The organism is Bordetella muralis (genome assembly GCF_965139205.1).
GTDB classification, from domain to species: domain Bacteria; phylum Pseudomonadota; class Gammaproteobacteria; order Burkholderiales; family Burkholderiaceae_B; genus Bordetella_A; species Bordetella_A muralis.
Window position 1 is genome coordinate 582424 of record NZ_CBCSIU010000001.1, and the last position, 17580, is coordinate 600003.

Consider the following 17580-nt stretch of genomic DNA (forward strand, 5'->3'; position numbering starts at 1 on the left):
ATGCCCTCCATCACGCATAATGACATGGATGAATTGTCACCGATCCCTGGCTCTCAGAGAGGTTACCTCGGCATGAATCGCCCACACCTCGTAAAATCCGGCCTCAATATCCGAATATTCATATGACTGTGACCGATACCACTGCCAGCCGCTTGGCCCGCCTACAGGCCCATACCGCCCTGCTTGCCCAGACTCTGCGCGGCATCGAAAAAGAAGGGTTACGCGTCGACACCCAGGGCCGCCTGTCCCACACCGCTCATCCGGCCGGGCTGGGCGCCGCGCTGACCAACGAACACGTCACGACCGATTATTCCGAGGCCCTGCTCGAACTCATCACCGGCACGCACGATCGTGTCGACACTCTGCTGACCGAGCTGGAAAACACCCATCGATTTGTCTATAGCGTGCTGGATGGCGAGCTCATCTGGAATCAGTCCATGCCAGCGGCGCTGCCCGCCGAGGCCGACATTCCCATCGCCTGGTATGGCCAGTCCAACACCGGTATGCTCAAGCACGTCTATCGCCGCGGCCTTGCCGAACGCTACGGCAAGGCCATGCAGTGCATCGCCGGCGTGCATTACAACTTTTCCTTGCCCGATGCACTATGGGGCATTCTGGATCCCGGCACGCCTGACCCGCAAGAGCAACGCTCGCGCGGCTACATCGGCCTGATCCGCAACTTCACGCGCTACTCGTGGCTGCTGATGTACCTGTTTGGCGCCGCCCCCGCCCTGTCGCGCCAATTCATGGGCGACGATGTCCAGCAGTTGCAGTCGCTGGGCAACGACACGCTATATCTGCCCTACGCTACCAGCCTGCGAATGAGCGATCTGGGCTATCAGAACAAAGCTCAATCGCAGCTCAAGCTCTGCTACAACGATCTCGATACCTTTCTGGGCCGCCTGTACGAGGCCGTGTCCCAACCTTGGCCCGAGTACCAAGCCATCGGAACGCATCGCAACGGCGAATGGATCCAGCTCAACACCAATGTGCTGCAGATCGAAAACGAGTACTACTCCAGCATTCGACCCAAGCGCGCCACCGGCCGCTGCGAACGGCCTATCACCGCGCTGGCCGAACGCGGCGTGCAATACGTAGAAGTGCGCTGCCTCGATATCGATCCCGCCCAGCCTGTGGGCATCGCCGCGGACACGGCGCGCTTCATGGACGCATTCTTGTTGTTCTGTGCCGCATCGGACAGCCCTTATTTCCCGCAAAACGGCTACTGCCAACGCAGCGCAGACAATTTTTCCACCGTAGTCAAAGAGGGCCGCAAGCCCGGCTTGCGACTAGATCGTGACGGCGTCGCCATCGAGCTGCCCGTCTGGGGCCATGAATTGCTGGACCAGATCGCACCCTACGCGGCGCTCTACGACCAGGCCTTGGGTGGGGACGCCTATGCACGCGCGCTGCAGGCTCAACGAGACAAGCTCGACCATGCCGACGAGACGCCCTCCGCACGCCTGCTCAGCGACCTACGCGACAGTGGCTTGTCATTCCACGATTATTCGCTGCGACTCAGCCGCCAACACGCAGACACGCTGCGTGCGCAGCCGTTGCCCGCCGACGTCGCCGCGACGTATGCCGAGGCGGCACGGCAATCACATGCTGAACAAGCACATCTCGAACAAAGCGACACCGTCGATTTCGATACCTACGTGGCGTACTACCACGCGGCATTGAAGGCGCCTAAATCGGCTTGAGTAACGTAACACCAAAGGTCAACTCATATTCGTATGAGTTGACCTGACCTCGTATAGCGAACGACTGCCGAACCGCCTTCCTCTTCTTGGTTGGCCTATCCGACCAGCGTAGCGATATCGCTGACGTCATTGCCGGCGCCGTTGTCCAGCAGGAGCTTCACCATGCGCCTATCCCCGCGGCGCTGTGCCAGCGTCAGCACTGTGCCGTCGATGACGGTGTAGGACAAGCGGCTATCTGCGCCATGCAGGATCAACTCGTTGACCATGTCGTAGTTTTCAGCCTCGACAGCATGGAACAAGGGCGTGCGTCCGCTGTGGTCTCGCATATCGATCCGCACACCGCGTTGCTTGAGCAGGAATCTCAACCCATACAGATTATTGTGCTTCGCAGCGAGCGCCACAGCAGTGCATCCTTTTGAATCCGTCGCATGGATATCTGCTCCGCCTGCAATCAGATGTTCGATGGCAATATCCGACTGCCCCTTTGCCGCCCGCAGCAGCACGCAACATCCGTCGCGATCTTTCAAATCGGTCCTCGCGTTCTGTCCGATCAAGAGATTCAAAATCGACGAGTCGTACGTCCGGTCCGCATAATCCGCAGCCCGCATCATGACCGTCAGGCCCATGCGGTCTACGGCATTGAGATCGATGTCCCTTTGTTCACACAAGAGCCTGATCGCGCGCCGCCGCCCTAGTGATACGGCCACGCTCAGCGCTCGCTCTCCGTCAGCATTGGCAATGTTGATGGTTGCCCCGCGAGCGACCAGCGCCTCTACGACGTCGTAGTGCCCCGCACGAATCGCCAGCATGAGCGCGGTATCGCCGATATTGTCCTGTCTATCGATGCCCAGGGGCTGGGCGCCGTCATCTGCGTACACCTCGTACCCCAGCAAAACCTTAACCGCATCGACATATCCGGACATGGCTGCCCACATCAGTGCGCTGTAGCCCGATGGATCCGTCGCGTCCACGGACGCTTTTCCTGCCAATAGCGTATGGATAGCCGCGACATGGCCGTGCCGTGCGGCGCACATCAATGGCGTCAGTCCATTTTCGTCCCGGACGTCCAAGCCCTCTGTGGGGAGAACATCGACGAAAGCGCTCAATACCGCGTCACTGTCAGAGACCGCAGCCGCATGTACCGGGAAATATCTCGGTGCTCTCAGGCTGCTGATCACTTTATTGATATCATTCCTCGCAAATATGGCTCTGACGCCGGGCGCATCCTTGGCGTAGACGCACACCATGAGATGCGCCTGGACGCGCTCCATCTCGGCATTGTCATCAGGGATCATCCCGGCGCCCGCTCGAGCAAGCAGATCAGAGACGGAATCGGTGGCAGCGACAAAAGAATTAGCAATCATCATGAATACCGGCCGTAAAAGTGTGTCACACGAGCCGAATCGCGCAACATCTCGTTGAAATCATTGCAAATACCCGCATGAGTAACGATTCGACACGGCGAGTTCCGTCCTCGACTCGCGAATGTCGCACGGCCTGGAAATAACGGTCGCCAATGGCTACAGGATGTCCGCCATCTCTACGCGCTGGATGCCCATGAGCCCCCCCTCCGAGACAATCCTCCTTGGTGTACAGTTTTTACTCTGTACCTTGCTTATTGAATTCGCTTGAACCGCCCACCATGAAAACGGTTGCTGAGACAGGCGCGATCGTCTCGCCCTCGGATTTCCCCACCTTCGAATCCACGGATTTCGCAGGCGAGGGATCGTTTTATTTCGATTTGGCGCGGCTACAGGATCAGCCAGGCATTCCGCGGGGGTTTCCGCATCGCCACGCCTACTACCATATCCTCTGGATGTCCCGGGCGCAGGGCACGCACATGCTGGACTTTCAACACCTGGAGGTGCGCGACGGCGCCGTGTTCTTCTTGAGCCCGGGGCAGCTACACGCCTGGACATCATCGGTTGCACCGCAAGGCTATGTGATGAATATCAGCACAGCCTTCTTCACACACATGTTTCCGCGAGCGGACGATATCGCCAAGTTCCCGTTTTTCCACCCCACCAACGGCAACCCGGTACTCTATCTCACACGCGATCAACACGACGACATGCTGCCCCTGTTGCAGGCGATGGCACAGGAACAACAAGGCCGGCAGCTCGGCCGCTACGACGTCATACGGTCCTACCTGTTGATCCTGTTGACCCAACTGCGCCGCGTGTATCCGATCGATGAACGTACACGTACTGCCGGCCCTAGCTACCCGCTGGTAAAGCGCTTCGCCTTATTGATCGAAACGCAATATCTGGCGTACAGCAGCATTCAGCAATATGCCAGCGCGCTCTGCGTCAGCGCCCGGCAGCTCAACGAAGCCACTAAACGCGCTACAGGGCGCACGGCCAGCCAGCTGATTCAGGACCGTGTGCTGCTGGAAGCCAAGCGGCTGCTCAGCAATACCGAATCAGGCATTGCCGATATTGCGTTTCAGCTCAATTTCGAAGACCCCGCCTATTTCACGCGATTTTTCAAGAAGCACACAGCCATGACGCCCGGCGAATTCCGCAAAGTCGATCTCAGCCTGCGCACCTGAACGCTGCTCAGCGCCACTCCCGCACAGCACGTCGGTAACGAAGTGGCCAAATACCTTCATTGCGCCAAAAAGTACAACTCAAGCGCGTATATGTCCTGACGGTTGTGCCCAGTCTCTGCGTACAGTTTCAGCAAACCGATAACTCAGGAGACATTCCATGTCCAAGCTCCGTACACGCCTATGGCGATCTCTGCTGTGCGCCCCCCTCGCTTTGGCGTGCGGCTTCGCCACTGCGGCCTTTCCCGAACGCCCTGTCACGATCATCGTGCCCTTTGCAGCAGGCGGCGCCACCGACGTCATCGCCCGCACGGTCGCCCAAGCCATGGCCGGTAAATTAGGCCAGCCCGTTATCGTAGAAAACCGGGCAGGAGCAAACGGCAATATTGGCGCCGCAACCGCCGCACGTGCCGACGCCGATGGCTACACCCTGCTCATGGCGACATCCAGCCACGCCATCAACGCCACGCTGTACCGCAAACTCGACTACAGCCTGACCAAGGATTTCACCGGCCTGTCCAACCTCGCATCGGTGCCCTTGCTCCTCGTCGTCAATCCCCAAGTCCCCGCCCGTACGGCGGCAGAGCTATCCGCCTATATTCGAGACAACGGGAATCATATGGCGTACGCATCAGGGGGGACTGGCACAGCGGCCCATTTAGCCGGCGCGCAATTCAACTCGCTTTCGCACGGGCAGACCACCCACGTACCGTACAAAGGCGGTGCGCCGGCACTGAATGACCTCATCGGAGGCCAGGTGCAATTCATGTTCGCCAACCTGCCGGAGGTCCTCTCCCAAGTCCAGGGAGGCCGTCTTATCCCCATCGCTGTCACCGGCCAGGATCGGCATGCGGCCCTGCCGAACGTGCCTGCTTTTGCCGAAACGCAGTTCGCCGACATGCAGGCACGGTCCTGGTTCGGGCTATTCGTCCGTGCAAATACACCACCCGAAACGGTAGAACGTTTGTCCAAGGCCATTGCCGAAAGCGTCGCCACGCCCGCTGTGCAAACCAAATTGAAAGGGATGGGCGCCGACCCGATTGGCAACGAACATGCCGAGTTTCAACAATACGTCGAGCAAGACGTAGGACGCTGGAAAACGCTCGTAGAGGCTTCAGGCGCATCAGTCGAGTAACGCAACACTTTCATGGGGCGGGCCACATTCCCGCCCTAGAAGCACTCAAGACGAGACCAAGACAGGCAAGGCTTCGTCATTCAACAAAGCATCCCACAATATCTGAGCCTGCGACATCGGCATAGCCGACCCCGCATTATTCAAGAACTTTGCTTGCACCTGTTCAACCGATGCAGGCCGTTCTGCACTGCCGATCACCTGAGGAACATTCGCGCGCAAGATCGCACCGTTCTCCAAGGTGACGGACAAATCCGCACCGAAACGCTCGGGAAAGCCGCTCTCGTCCCAAGGTTCAGCACTGATGTGTGCAGCCAATTTCAGCGCTTGCTCATTCAACGGTCCCGTCGTCATGGCTTTAACATTGACGGGCAGATTCAATAACACCAACGCCACACAATAAGGCAGGCTGTATTTCGCATCATTGGTATCGCGTGGCGCTTGTTTCCTTTCCCAGGGCTGCGCGATCACCAGTCCTGCACCGGCAGCCACCAGGCAATGCGCACCGACGATGCGCTGCCCCGTCCCTGCAGCCTGCTCACGCAACTGACCTGCAGCCTCGAGATAAGGATGGATGTAGTGGCAGCAGGGATAGAATTTGAATGCCGCCTCACGCAACACCCAAACTTTCTCCAGGCTATCCAGCTCATTCGACAAACGGTCACCGGCAGAGCGATCGTCTGCATAGGCTGCATATATCCCGTGTTTTCCCTCCAACACAGATGCCGGCCCTGTCATCCCCGACATAGCCAGATTGGCTGCCCACACTCCAGCATGAGCGGCCCACCCCGGATGCAAAGCCTTGACGTTCGACCCGTCGCTCAAGAACTCAAAGATACCGCTGGCTTGGCTGCCTGCTATGCCTGCCGCACGCGCAATGGTCTGTACGTCGGCTCCGCGAGCGGCTGCCGCCAATGTCGCGGCGACGACAGCGCCGCCTACCGACGTGACCTGGAACCCTCTGCGCTGAAATGCGCCTGCCGCCGCTTGTCCGACGCGGACAAGCAATTCCCATCCGACGACAGTCAAACGCAACACCTCGGACAGCGGCAGCCCTTGCTCCTGCGCCACAGCCAGAATGGGCGGCACAATCACTGCACTGCCATGCACGATGGAACGCATGTGCGTATCGTCATATTCGAGCGAATGAATGGACGTACCGTTGACCAACGCCGCCGTATCGGGAAATACAGTGTCCGTGGCTCCGAGTACTGTTGACTTTCCGCCCTGCGGGCACTGTGTCAACAGCTTTGTCATGAACGCGCGGTGCGAGGGCACATGCGATGCCGCCAACCCCACACCGATTGCATCTGCTATATGCAAGCGCCCCAGCATCTGCACATCAAGGGGAATAGCCTCCAAGGTCAGCTGACGCGCAAATTGCGCCATACGCCAAGCGGCCGTATTCGTTGCGATACTCATGCAGAGACCCCTGCCGCGCTACGCCCAGCCAGATAACCCAGGCCGATCGCGGTCAACAAGCCATTTCCCGAACAATAGCCCTCGGCGCCTACGCTGCCGCTGATCCCGGCAGCGGCACCGCCGCCGGCATACAACCCTGGGATAATCGAACCGTCTGCGCGCAGTACGCGGCCCATGTCGTCTACAGCCAAGCCGCCTTGCGTATGAAACAAACCGGGTGTCACTCGGCAAATCCAGAGCTTTCCTGTCAGCGGCGCCATACCGAAATGACAGCGTCCCTGTGGGTCTTTAGCACGACTCTCCTGCTGATTTTCTGCAGCCCGGTTGTAGTCGTTCAGAGTGCGAGTCAGCGCGGCCTCAGGCAGGTTGAAAACCGCAGCCAGACCTCGCACAGTGTCGCTGCCTTTGACCCCATGATGGTCCACCAGCTCTTGAAATTCTTCTTCTTTGCTGGCCAACGCTTTGATGCGGTCGTCAAAGATCGCGTAGACGGGCCCCGCTTGCGCGAGTACGCGTTTTGCATAGCCTGAGTACCCTAAATCCTCATTGCCGAAACGCTCACCCGCCGCATTCACAAGAATGCCGCCCTTTTCAATCGTCGTCCACGACAATAGCGACCCATGCGGATACGCGACCGCCGCATACCCTTGGTAGGCCCGCATGTTCGCCAACTTGGCGTTCAACTGTTCCCCCCAGATCATGGCCTCGCCTTCGCTGCCCAATGCACCGAAATACTCGGCGCCCGCAATCTCAGTGCAGTATTTCTTGACCAGATCACGATTGGCGGCAAAGCCGTTCGTCGCCAGGATCACATTGCGTGCAGCGATTTTCGATGCTTCGATGCCTGGTCCCGTCACCGCGGCGCCCACCACGGCGCCGGACTCGTCTACATACAACGTGGACACCGCATTATTCACCGCCAGCGGAATATCGCGCTTTGACACCGCGGCCAACAGATCGTCCACCAGATCTTGCCCTCGACGCGACACCGGCGCATGCAAACGCGGAACAGAATGACCGACATGGCAATAATCCGTGATCAACGCCATACGCGCGCCGACCACATCCACCAGCCATTCGCACAGGCCGGCGGAAATACCGGCCATGCGGCGCGTCAACGCGGGCAACTCGCTATGGCCAGCGGTGCGTTCCAGATCGGCCACCATGCGTTCGGCTGAATCCTCGATTCCCGCGTCTCGCTGAAAACGGCTTCCAGCTCCTGGCACCGAGCCCGTACTCAACGACGAATTGCCACCCGGCCTTTCACGTTTTTCCAGAATGGCCACGCTCGCGCCTGCGTCATGCGCGGCGATGGCCGCCGCCAAGCCGCATCCACCGGCACCGACCACCAATACATCGACTTCCATATCCCATTCCAGACCGGGATGAGATTTTTCAATGACAGCGTGAATCACCTGGTTCTTCCTCTAAATTTTCGGTCATCACCGGTACGGCTTATCGATACGCGCCCGCCTGTGTGCGCCGCGTGTGCAACGCGAATCAGAGGGCCGCAGCTACGCTGCCGTCAAAGCCCGCATCCAATCGTTCCATGAACACTGCAAATCCAGCATGCCTGCGGACGCGCTAGCAGCCCCACCGGCCTGACTCACCAACGCTTGCAGCGTCGACATCGCCTGGGGCGTGTGGCGATCACATAGCGAGCGGATTTTTTCCCAGACATCCTGTTGTGCCAACGGACGGTCTGGACCTCCGCGCGCGCTCCAGCATGTTTCCGTCACTTGCCCATCAGGCGTCGTCAGGGTCACGGTCGCTGGGCGATCCAGTGGCCAGGGCCGTACATCCGCAAACGGCTCCAGGACCACCTTGCTACGCAACCGCGCAACGCGAGGATCAGACAACGATGCATTGTCAAAGGCCTGTGCCCCGCCATGTCCATGCACCAACGCCGCAGCCACGGCATGCGGCACAGAAAATTTGGCCCCCAATGTCGTGCTGGGCGAACGGTTATCCAGCGGATAAGCCAAGGGATGTGCATGCACCCGAATCTCGCTGATCTGCTCCCCGCCCAACAACGAGACATCACGCTCCAGCAGCGCTTGCACTGCCTCGACCGCCGAGTGCGCATACTGACAGCAGGCGTTGATCTTTTGGTAGCCGGACGCTACCGCCCATTCATCCTCATCCGTCAGAGCCGGCACATTTGTGCTGCCGCCCAACGCGGTAACGTAGACGTCATATGGCGTCGACGCCCATCCGCCAATGCCGGCCTGGGCCTGCTCCACCGCCAGGACACCCATGGCAGCCCCGTGTGCCGCCCAAGTATTTCTCACCAACACACCCTGTAGCGCCTGATTGAAAGGCCCGACCATTCCCATAGTGCAGGCGCCTGCTACCGCGCTGAGCACGTCGTCGGCAGGCAAGCGCCGCAGTATGGCAATACCCGCTGCAGCCCCGACCGGCGCCAGCAACGCGTGCGGGTGAATGCGCATCGGCACAAAGCTCCATGCTCGCGCGACGCGCGTCACCAGCTCATACCCCAGTATCAACGCCCGCAACACATCCTGCGCGGGCGCTCGCTCTTGTTCGGCAACGGCCATCAACGCGGGCAGCACGTACAAGCCGCCATGGCACACCGCCTTGCGATAGCCCTCGTCCAATTCGTTCCAACCCATCGCCAACGCATTCTGCGTGGCGGCCGCATGGACACTGATGCGCGTGCCCTGCGGCGCGAGGAGGGACGCAGGGCCGCCTTGCTCCCGCGCCAGAACAGCATTGCGAGACTTTTCGACCTGCGGCTCATCTAGCGCGCTGAATGCTGCCGCGACGTTATCCGCAACGATCATGGCTGCGCGTTGGCGCACCGTGTCGGATAAATCTCGCCACTCGGTCGCGACGATACGTCTCACACATCCGTCAAACGCGTCTGCCGCCTGTTGCCGTGCATCGGTGACTGTTGGATTCAGAACAGATCCCACAAGCTCTCCTGACTCAATAAATCAGCGCTTTTTCCATCGTAAATAATCCGGCCGGACTTGATCACGATGGCTCGATCAACGTTCTGCAAGGTCGCTTGAACATTCTGCTCGACAATGACGATGGTTGTCTTGCGGCTGCGGTTGATTTCGCTGACGCTGGCCAACACATCCCGCACAATCACTGGTGCCAGGCCAATCGTGGGTTCATCCAGCAACAAGATCGACGGTTGCGTCATCAGCGCCATACCGAGCGCCAGCATTTGCTGCTGTCCGCCGCTCAACGAACCTGCGACCTGCTCGCTACGCTCCGCCAGCAATGGAAACAGTGCATACACTTCATCAAATGCCTGTTTGCGCGCGGCCGGCTCATGTCGCATCCCTGCGATCTTCAGATTCTGCTGCACCTGCAGATCGCGGAATACATTGTGCCCCTGCGGAACGAAGGCCATGCCATAGTTGACATTCACATGCACTTCATTGGCGCGGATCGCGTTGCCACGGTATTGCACATTTCCCTGCATATATTCCAGGTCGCCCATGCAGGCACGCAACAACGTCGTCTTGCCTGCGCCGTTGTGCCCAAAAATGCCGACGCGCTGACCTTCCGGCACCTGAATACTCAGGTCGTGCAGCACATGCAGTTTGCCGTAGTGCACGTTCAGATCTTTCAATTCCAGCATTCGATATCCCCAAGCGCGGCCCTCATTGGCCGAAGTACAGTTCGGCCAATGTCTTGCTCTCAAGCAAGGACGCCACATCACCACGCTCCAGGATCTTGCCCTGTGCCATGAATACGGCGCTATTGCAGAGATCCTTGATGAACGAGACGTTGTGTTCCACCACACACACCGCCCGTCCCGAGGCGGCTTCCTCACGCACAATCTCGCGCATCGTCTCGTAGGCGGCGCCTTCCACACCAGCCATCGGCTCATCGAGCAGCAACAAAGGTCCCTGGCTCATCAATGCGCGCGCCAATCCCACGAGCTTTTGCTGACCGAACGTGATGTCATTGACGTTCGTGTCGGCCATGGCTGATAGCTTCATCCGCTGCAGGATGTGCATGGCACGCTCTTTCGCCTGCTGCTCGGCACGCCGTACCGAAGGCCCTGCCGTGAGCAAACGCCACAACGACTCTCCTGGATAATCCGTGGGCGCAACCAACAGGTTCTCCAGAACGCTCAACGAACCAAACAAGCGCATGTGCTGCCATGTTCTGGCCACGCCGGCCCGCGCCCGCGCATACAAAGGCAACCCTGACAAAGATTTTCCTGCCAGCATCATCGAGCCGCTGTCGGCCGGAAACACTCCGGAAATCAGATTAAAGAGTGAGGTCTTTCCTGCTCCGTTCGGCCCGATCAAACCCAGGATCTCGCCCGCTTTCAGTTCCAGCGTGATGTGGTCCGCCACCACCACGCCACCGAAGCGCTTGCATACTCCATTCAAATTGAGCACATTACTCATGGCTGCCCTCGGCTGAAAGACGTTTGCTCGCAGGCACCAACCCCTGTGGCCGCAGGAACAGGAACAGAATCACCAACGAAGTAAAGATCACCCCTTGCAACGGCCCCATGATGGCGGATGGCAAATTCAGGAACGTGATCGCCTCGGGCAGCAAGAGCAGCAGCACAGCCCCAACCACCGGCCCATACACCGAGCCCATACCGCCCACCACCACCATCGTCAGAATCATGGCCGATTGCAGAATCTGAAACTGATCCGGCGTCAGGTATTGGTAGTAGTAGGCGTAGAGCCCACCTGCGACTCCCGCGATTCCGGAACCCACCGCGAAAATGGCGATCTTGATATTCATGGCATTGCGGCCCAACGCCAGGAATGCCAACTCATCATCGCGCATCGCTTGAATCGCTCTGCCATATGGGCCGCGCACCAACGCTCGCAAGGCCAATACCACTACCACCGAAATCCCCAACGCAATGGCCGCAAACACCAGGCTGCGATTCTCCTGCACGATATTGGGAATCCCTCCAAGCCCGCTGGCACCCCCGACAAAATCCAGGTTCTTGATAATTTCCAACAACCCCAGCTGAAATCCGATGCTGGTAATCAGTAAATAGTCTCCTGATATGCGCAACGAAGGCAACGACAACATGAACGAGGCCAACATCGCCACAACGAATCCCGCGGCAATGCTCAATACGGGGTGCAAACCGAACTGCGTGCTCAGCACCCCGACTGTGTAGGCACCCAACGCAAAAAAAATCGGATGCGCAATGCTGATCAACCCGCCGAAACCGATGATCAGATTAAAGCTGGATGCCAGAACGATATACAGCCCGATCAGAACCAAAAGCGACGCAACGTATTCCATGTATGACTCCGATCCGTGTCTCAGGCGCCAGACGCTGTGGACTTGGCCACCGGCCTTTTGCGCATCAAGCCTGCCAACTGCACTCCCTTCGGGAAAAACAGAATGGTGATGAAAAGCAGCGCGTACAAGATCAAGCTCTGCCACGCCGACGGAATGACCAGAATGCTGAACGCACGCAGCAGGCCTAGAAATACCGCGGCAATCGCAGCACCGAATACATTTCCCATGCCGCCCAACAATGCAGCGATCACCGCGAACAACATCATCTCCAGAGGCGTATTGGGCACCATAGAGGCTCGCGTACCAAACAAGTACATCCCGGCGGCGATCAAGATAGCGGCTATCACAAAGGTCAACGCATAGACCTTACGCACATTGACCCCATAGAGACGGCTCAGATGCGGATTGTCTGCCGCTGCGATCATGTACTGACCGTGGCGAGTCCGTCTCATGATGAAGAACAGCATCGACATCAAAACCACTGTCGCCGCAATGGCCTTCAAATCCCATTCGCTGACGACCACACCTCCTACAATATAAGACGTCGACATGATGCTCGCGGCGAGCGACACCGGCTCCGTACCGGCGATCATCGCCAACACATACTGCACCAGTTCCGAGATCACCAAAGTAAAAATAAAGAACGTCAATGGCGGCGAATGACGACGTCGAAAAGTCTGCAGCCCGAATATCTCCATTGCCAGGGCGGCGACAATCGCCGCGCCGGCGCCTAGCGCCAGCGCGGCATAGGCTGGCCATCCCAGTTTCTGAATGGCCCAATACATCGTGTAGTACGCGATCCCCATCATGCCGGCTTGGGCGAAGTTCCATACCTTCACCACTTTCAACACCAATGCAAAAGCCGCCGCCAGCAGCACCGCATAGGTCGAATTGGCCAGGCCGGTCCAGAAAATCTGCAATAAGGTCTGGAAGTCCAGCATTCCTGCTCCTAGCAAGGCGGCCCGCGCCGCCTTTTTTTATCCACGCAGTTGCTATCCGCTTACTCGACAGTCGCCAATGGCGTGAACGCACCGTTCTTGACTTCGAATAGATAAACGGGCTTCTTCACTCTATGATCGGCGCTGACCTGCAGCTTTCCGGTCATGGGCAAGTCAAAATTCGCGACCTCCACCAACGCTTGCCGCATATTGGCGCCCGTCAACGGCTTGCCGCTTTTGAGCAGATGCCCGTACAGATCGGCGATCAAGTACGGCATGTCATACAGATATTGGGTATAAGGCAGGCCATTGGGAATGCGCCCCTCTGTTTTCTGCCAACGCTCGACAAACTCGGCAATGCGCGGATTCTGTTCCGCAGACGGCGCAAGAGCAGATACCATCAACCCCTCCGCAGCGGCACCCAACTGCTGGATGACTTTGGGGTTATAGCCAGCCGAGTACGTCGAGATGGGCTGTTTGATCCCCAACTGGCGAATTTGCGCAATCACCTGCGGCAGATCCGAGACCAGGCCCTGGATATGGATGATGTCCGGATTAGAGGTCCTGACCTTCAGCAAGGCACCGGTATAGTCTGTCGATTGCGCGTCATAGGCCTCGTATGCAACAACTTTTCCACCGAGCGATTCAAAGGCATCGCGATAGATTTTCGCGCCCTCGACCCCGCTATCGTTGTGAATGTACAGCACCGCGGCGCGTTCTTTTTTAAGCGTTTCGCGTGCATAGCGAGCCTGCGCGACCACATCCACATCAGCCAGCGGATAGGTCGTATAAAGATAGTCGCCCAGCTTGGCGATCTCCGGCGAATTCGCCCCGACGCTCAACGCCAGCACCTCGCTGCGATTGGCAATCGGCGCGACGGCTTTGACAACGGCGCTCCATGCCGTGCCAAACACAGGCACCTTGTCTACATTCACCAGACGGTTCACCGCGTTGATGCCCAATCTGGGATCAGCCTGAGTATCCAGCAAGATCATCTCGAGGGGATGACCGTCCACGCCGCCCTTGGCATTGATGTCCTGCACAGCCCATTGCGCAGCCTTGGCTTGATCCGCACCAAACAGGGCTTGCGAGCCAGTCAACGGCATCGCCAAGCCGAATTTCAATGGTTCTTTACTTGCCGCTTGCGCCCAACCCATACCGACCCAACCCAAACATGTCGCGGTCAAGGCAAGTCCTGCAACGATCTTCCTGCGTGCGTATCTCATGTCATTCCCCTTGGGAGAGTGCAGGCGGTTCAACCGCCGATTGTGTTCAGCTTTTCCATGACCGCTGCGGTCGTACCGACATCGGCGTACTTTTCAGACATATCAAACAGATTCACGGCATGTGACACCTGACTGCGGTCATACACCGCATCCTCAGGAACGATCACTTTGAAATTCAACGAAAACGCATCCACCACACTGCCTCGCACGCAGCCGCTGGTCGTGCAACCCGTCACGATCAAGGTATCGGCCTGCAGATCGATCAGATGACTGGCCAATGCCGTACCAAAGAAAGCGCTAGGATGTTTTTTGGGCAACAACACATCGCCCTCGCGCGGCGCCACCTCTTTCACGAACTCATATCCATGCGCCGGAATATTCATGATCGCGGGGACTTTCTCGGCCAGGCGTCCACCATCCGTAGCCTTCTTCGGCGCGACGTGTGGATACAGAACGGGCCATTTTTTTTCCCGGAATACCGCCAGCAGCTTTTGAATATTCGCGACCGCTTTCCACCCCACATCGCCACAGCTCGTAGGGAATTCCTTGATCGCTTCCCAGAAAGGCTGCGGCGTTGTCCCCACAGTGCGGTACTGCACGTCGATAATCAACAACGCGGGGCGCACGCCGATGCCAGACGGCCGCCCGAAACCCGCGGCGCGATAGGCACGCTGCTCTTCGTCACTGATAATGTTGTCCCACGGCTTCATTGCGAATTCCCTTGCGTCGATGTCAGTTTGCGCTTCAGATACTGGCCGTAGCCCGGTTTTCCGAGAATTTTCCCGTCTTGCATCACCGTCTCGCCACGTACGATCGTGCGCACGGGCCATCCCTTCAGTTCCCAGCCGTCATACAGGCTGTAATCCGAGTAGGATCCCAGCTCTTGCGCCCTGACCGTACGAACCTTGTTCAGATCGACCAAGGTCAGATCCGCATGCGCGCCAATCTGCAGCGATCCTTTGTCCGGATCCAGGTTGAAAATCTCGGCGGGACGCTGTGTCAGCACCGCTGCAATACGCGCCAGGCTGAGCCGACCCTTGTGGTAACCCTCAGATAACAGCACTGGCAGAATCGTGGCCGTTCCGGGGAATCCCTGCGATGCCAACCAGAGCGGCCGCTCCTTGGTCGATTTCTTACGCGGCACATGATCGGACGCCACCACATCAATGCTGCCGTCATTCAGCCCTTCCCACATCGCCTGCACATCATCACTCGAGCGAAACGGTGGATTCGCCTTGCCCACCGGCCCGATATCGGCATTTTCATCATGTGTCAGATAGTGTGGGCACGTCTCGACATAAACGTGCTCATAGCGCTGCCGCCACTTGCGCACCTCGTCCAACGCCATACGCGTACTCAAATGGGGAATGTAGATACGAGCGTTCAGATGCTCGGCAAACATCATCGCCCGCACGCAGTTTTCCGCCTCGGTAAACGCGGGCTTCGAGGCTGACCAATCCTTCAACGTGTCGCGCCCTTCGGCCTGAAACCGTTTACGCAGGCGATTCACAATCTCGATGTTCTCGGTATGACACACGACCTTGACATCACCCAATCGCGCGGCCTGCGCCAACAGATCATAGAAATAGCCGTCATCCGTGCCATCCAAGCCGAGGTAACGTCCCTCCTCGCCCTTGAAATTCATGAAGTACTTGAACGACGTCACACCATACTTGCCTACATACTCCGCCAGCTCCCGCACATGCATTTCGTTGGCGACACTGAAATGAAATCCATAATCAACGTGAGCACGGGTACGGGCGTATTCCTGTTCGCGCCGAAAAACGTCCGTGTAATCCTCGTTGTTCAGAAAATATCCCAAGACAGTCGTAAACCCGCCCTGCGCGGCATAAATCGTCTCGGTCTCGTACTCGGTGATTTTTTCGCCAAAGCCGAAATGGATATGTGCATCGATCAATCCAGGGAAAACATGCAGGCCCTGTGCGGAAACTTTTGGCACGCCCGATCCGACCGGAGTGCCCGGTACCAGATGTGCAGCAATACGGCCGCCTTGAATCAACAGGTCCAAGGGACGCTCGCCATGCTGCGCATCGACGACGATGCCACCCCGCAAGACGAAATCATGGGACATCAGTTACTCCGAATGAGAGGGAACAAAGTGAGAAAGTTCAGCCAGCGAGCTGGGCAAAAGCCCAGGCTCATCGATCAGCAGCGCGGAAAGACTTTGCGCCAGCCAGGCACGCTCCAGATCGACACCGATGCACACCACGCGCGAACGCTGATCCGCATCGGGCCATGCCTGCAAAACGTCCGGCGTATGAAAAACCTTGCCAACGGTCTGCATGAATACAAAGGGTCTGGCCGTATCCTGCATGCGCAGCAAGCCTTTGCTGCGCAATAGCTGATCGCCATAGTGACTCGAAACCAAATGCCACCAGGCCGCCAGTCCCGGCCATGCGATCGGATGATCGATATGAAATCCGAGCGTGGAAACGCGAGAATGAAACAGCGGTGCCGCTGCATCATCAATATGGTGCGTAGCCTCGTCCTGACAGCGACTGTGCTCGTGATCGTCGCCATGATGATGCGCACCGTCGTGCTCCGAGCCATGCCGATGTTCACCGTGATGATCGCAGTGCTGCGACGGATGTTCCGTTCGCTCTCCGGCGATGGCGGTCAGCACAGCTTCACGCTGGAGGCTACCCGCCGATGCGGTAAAGATCTCTTCCGCCAGGCTGCCCCCCGCCGCGTCTCGTACCACTGCAGTCGTATTCAACTGATGGATCAGCGCACGCAGCTCACGAATGTCCTGCTCAGGCGCCAAATCGCCTTTGGTGATCACCACGCACTCGGCAGCAGCGAGCTGCCGTACTGACTCCGGCTGAGTCGCCAACTGCCGCAACCCTTGCTGCCCATCCACCGTCACTACCACCTGATTCAGACGAATGATTTCAGTCAGAATCTTGTCGCCCAGCAGTGAATGCAAAATCGGCAGCGGCTCCGCCAACCCGGTGGTCTCCACCACGATACGGCGCAACGGCGCGCCGTGTGCGCGTGCAGTAGCGCACACATCCAGCAAGGTCTCTCTCAATGAGCCGCTCAGGGTGCAGCACAGGCATCCCGACTCCAGCAACATGACGTTATCGGTCACTTGCGCCAGCACCAGTTGGTCAATCCCGATCTCGCCGACCTCATTGACCACCACCGCCGTGCCAGCCGATAGCGGAGAGCGCAACCATGCATTGAGCAAAGTGGTTTTGCCGCTGCCCAAGTATCCCGTCAGCAGATCGCAATCAATACGCATAGACACGCGCTGCGCCCCCTTGAAACGCTTCTCGCCCGTCCTGGCCCATCTCACCCAGCTATAACGACAAGCGAAATTTAA

At 58.2% G+C, this 17580-nt stretch carries 15 protein-coding genes; 3 read left to right on the forward strand and 12 right to left on the reverse strand.

All coding sequences use genetic code 11. From position 1 onward, the window contains the following. The first annotated feature begins 128 nt into the window (after positions 1-128). Positions 129-1703, forward strand: a complete 1575-nt coding sequence (gene gshA / locus ACNA0I_RS02685; RefSeq protein ID WP_415804829.1) for a glutamate--cysteine ligase — start codon at positions 129-131, stop codon at positions 1701-1703. Positions 1704-1798: 95 nt separating this feature from the next. On the opposite strand, the gene ACNA0I_RS02690 is transcribed toward gshA, so the two are convergent. Further along, complete coding sequence (locus ACNA0I_RS02690; protein WP_415804509.1) at positions 1799-3070, reverse strand: ankyrin repeat domain-containing protein; 1272 nt, start codon at positions 3068-3070, stop codon at positions 1799-1801. A 275-nt stretch (positions 3071-3345) separates the two neighbouring features. Between ACNA0I_RS02690 and ACNA0I_RS02695 the strand changes: the two genes are divergently transcribed. Both ACNA0I_RS02695 and ACNA0I_RS02700 read left to right on the forward strand, forming a co-directional pair. After that, complete coding sequence (locus tag ACNA0I_RS02695) at positions 3346-4254, forward strand: helix-turn-helix domain-containing protein (protein WP_415804510.1); 909 nt, start codon at positions 3346-3348, stop codon at positions 4252-4254. 157 nt (positions 4255-4411) lie between these two features. Continuing rightward, the gene (locus tag ACNA0I_RS02700) at positions 4412-5386 is read left to right on the forward strand and encodes a Bug family tripartite tricarboxylate transporter substrate binding protein (RefSeq protein ID WP_415804511.1); all 975 of its coding nucleotides are present in this window, start codon (positions 4412-4414) and stop codon (positions 5384-5386) included. A 45-nt stretch (positions 5387-5431) separates the two neighbouring features. Here the strand turns inward: ACNA0I_RS02700 and ACNA0I_RS02705 are convergent, their stop codons facing one another. The 11 genes from ACNA0I_RS02705 to ACNA0I_RS02755 form a co-directional block, all read right to left on the reverse strand. Further along, positions 5432-6805: an MmgE/PrpD family protein gene (locus ACNA0I_RS02705; protein ID WP_415804512.1), complete on the reverse strand. Its 1374-nt coding sequence runs from the start codon at positions 6803-6805 to the stop codon at positions 5432-5434. Next, complete coding sequence (locus ACNA0I_RS02710) at positions 6802-8220, reverse strand: FAD-dependent oxidoreductase (RefSeq protein WP_415804513.1); 1419 nt, start codon at positions 8218-8220, stop codon at positions 6802-6804. The genes ACNA0I_RS02705 and ACNA0I_RS02710 overlap by 4 nt, the downstream gene beginning before the upstream one ends. A 99-nt stretch (positions 8221-8319) precedes the next feature. Further along, a complete protein-coding gene (locus ACNA0I_RS02715; protein ID WP_415804514.1) occupies positions 8320-9741 on the reverse strand; it encodes an MmgE/PrpD family protein in 1422 nt (473 codons plus the stop codon). Continuing rightward, positions 9726-10421, reverse strand: coding sequence for an ABC transporter ATP-binding protein (locus tag ACNA0I_RS02720; RefSeq protein WP_415804515.1), 696 nt, complete (start codon positions 10419-10421; stop codon positions 9726-9728). Before ACNA0I_RS02720 ends, ACNA0I_RS02715 begins: the two co-directional genes overlap by 16 nt. 22 nt (positions 10422-10443) lie before the next feature. Further along, the gene (locus ACNA0I_RS02725) at positions 10444-11202 is read right to left on the reverse strand and encodes an ABC transporter ATP-binding protein (RefSeq protein ID WP_415804516.1); all 759 of its coding nucleotides are present in this window, start codon (positions 11200-11202) and stop codon (positions 10444-10446) included. Next, entirely contained in the window at positions 11195-12070 is an 876-nt protein-coding gene (locus ACNA0I_RS02730) for a branched-chain amino acid ABC transporter permease (protein WP_415804517.1), read from the reverse strand. The genes ACNA0I_RS02725 and ACNA0I_RS02730 overlap by 8 nt, the downstream gene beginning before the upstream one ends. Before the next feature lie 20 nt (positions 12071-12090). Then, the gene (locus tag ACNA0I_RS02735) at positions 12091-13011 is read right to left on the reverse strand and encodes a branched-chain amino acid ABC transporter permease (RefSeq protein WP_415804518.1); all 921 of its coding nucleotides are present in this window, start codon (positions 13009-13011) and stop codon (positions 12091-12093) included. 59 nt (positions 13012-13070) lie between these two features. Then, complete coding sequence (locus ACNA0I_RS02740) at positions 13071-14234, reverse strand: ABC transporter substrate-binding protein (protein ID WP_415804519.1); 1164 nt, start codon at positions 14232-14234, stop codon at positions 13071-13073. Between the two features lie 29 nt (positions 14235-14263). Next, the gene (locus ACNA0I_RS02745; protein ID WP_415804520.1) at positions 14264-14944 is read right to left on the reverse strand and encodes an isochorismatase family protein; all 681 of its coding nucleotides are present in this window, start codon (positions 14942-14944) and stop codon (positions 14264-14266) included. Further along, positions 14941-16326 carry a dihydroorotase gene (locus ACNA0I_RS02750; RefSeq protein ID WP_415804521.1) on the reverse strand — a complete coding sequence of 462 codons (1386 nt, stop codon included), beginning with the start codon at positions 16324-16326 and terminating at the stop codon, positions 14941-14943. The genes ACNA0I_RS02745 and ACNA0I_RS02750 overlap by 4 nt, the downstream gene beginning before the upstream one ends. Before the next feature lie 3 nt (positions 16327-16329). Continuing rightward, on the reverse strand, positions 16330-17499 hold the full coding sequence (locus tag ACNA0I_RS02755; protein WP_415804522.1) for a CobW family GTP-binding protein: 1170 nt from the start codon (positions 17497-17499) through the stop codon (positions 16330-16332). Between the last annotated feature and the right edge of the window lie 81 nt (positions 17500-17580).

Coding starts and splice junctions, on each gene's coding strand:
- ACNA0I_RS02690 (WP_415804509.1), bottom strand. CDS start 3,070: ATGATGATTGCTAATTCTTTTGTCGCTGCCACCGATTCCGTCTCTGAT.
- ACNA0I_RS02695 (WP_415804510.1), top strand. CDS start 3,346: ATGAAAACGGTTGCTGAGACAGGCGCGATCGTCTCGCCCTCGGATTTC.
- ACNA0I_RS02700 (WP_415804511.1), top strand. CDS start 4,412: ATGTCCAAGCTCCGTACACGCCTATGGCGATCTCTGCTGTGCGCCCCC.
- ACNA0I_RS02705 (WP_415804512.1), bottom strand. CDS start 6,805: ATGAGTATCGCAACGAATACGGCCGCTTGGCGTATGGCGCAATTTGCG.
- ACNA0I_RS02720 (WP_415804515.1), bottom strand. CDS start 10,421: ATGCTGGAATTGAAAGATCTGAACGTGCACTACGGCAAACTGCATGTG.
- ACNA0I_RS02725 (WP_415804516.1), bottom strand. CDS start 11,202: ATGAGTAATGTGCTCAATTTGAATGGAGTATGCAAGCGCTTCGGTGGC.
- ACNA0I_RS02730 (WP_415804517.1), bottom strand. CDS start 12,070: ATGGAATACGTTGCGTCGCTTTTGGTTCTGATCGGGCTGTATATCGTT.
- ACNA0I_RS02735 (WP_415804518.1), bottom strand. CDS start 13,011: ATGCTGGACTTCCAGACCTTATTGCAGATTTTCTGGACCGGCCTGGCC.
- ACNA0I_RS02740 (WP_415804519.1), bottom strand. CDS start 14,234: ATGAGATACGCACGCAGGAAGATCGTTGCAGGACTTGCCTTGACCGCG.
- ACNA0I_RS02745 (WP_415804520.1), bottom strand. CDS start 14,944: ATGAAGCCGTGGGACAACATTATCAGTGACGAAGAGCAGCGTGCCTAT.
- ACNA0I_RS02750 (WP_415804521.1), bottom strand. CDS start 16,326: ATGTCCCATGATTTCGTCTTGCGGGGTGGCATCGTCGTCGATGCGCAG.
- ACNA0I_RS02755 (WP_415804522.1), bottom strand. CDS start 17,499: ATGCGTATTGATTGCGATCTGCTGACGGGATACTTGGGCAGCGGCAAA.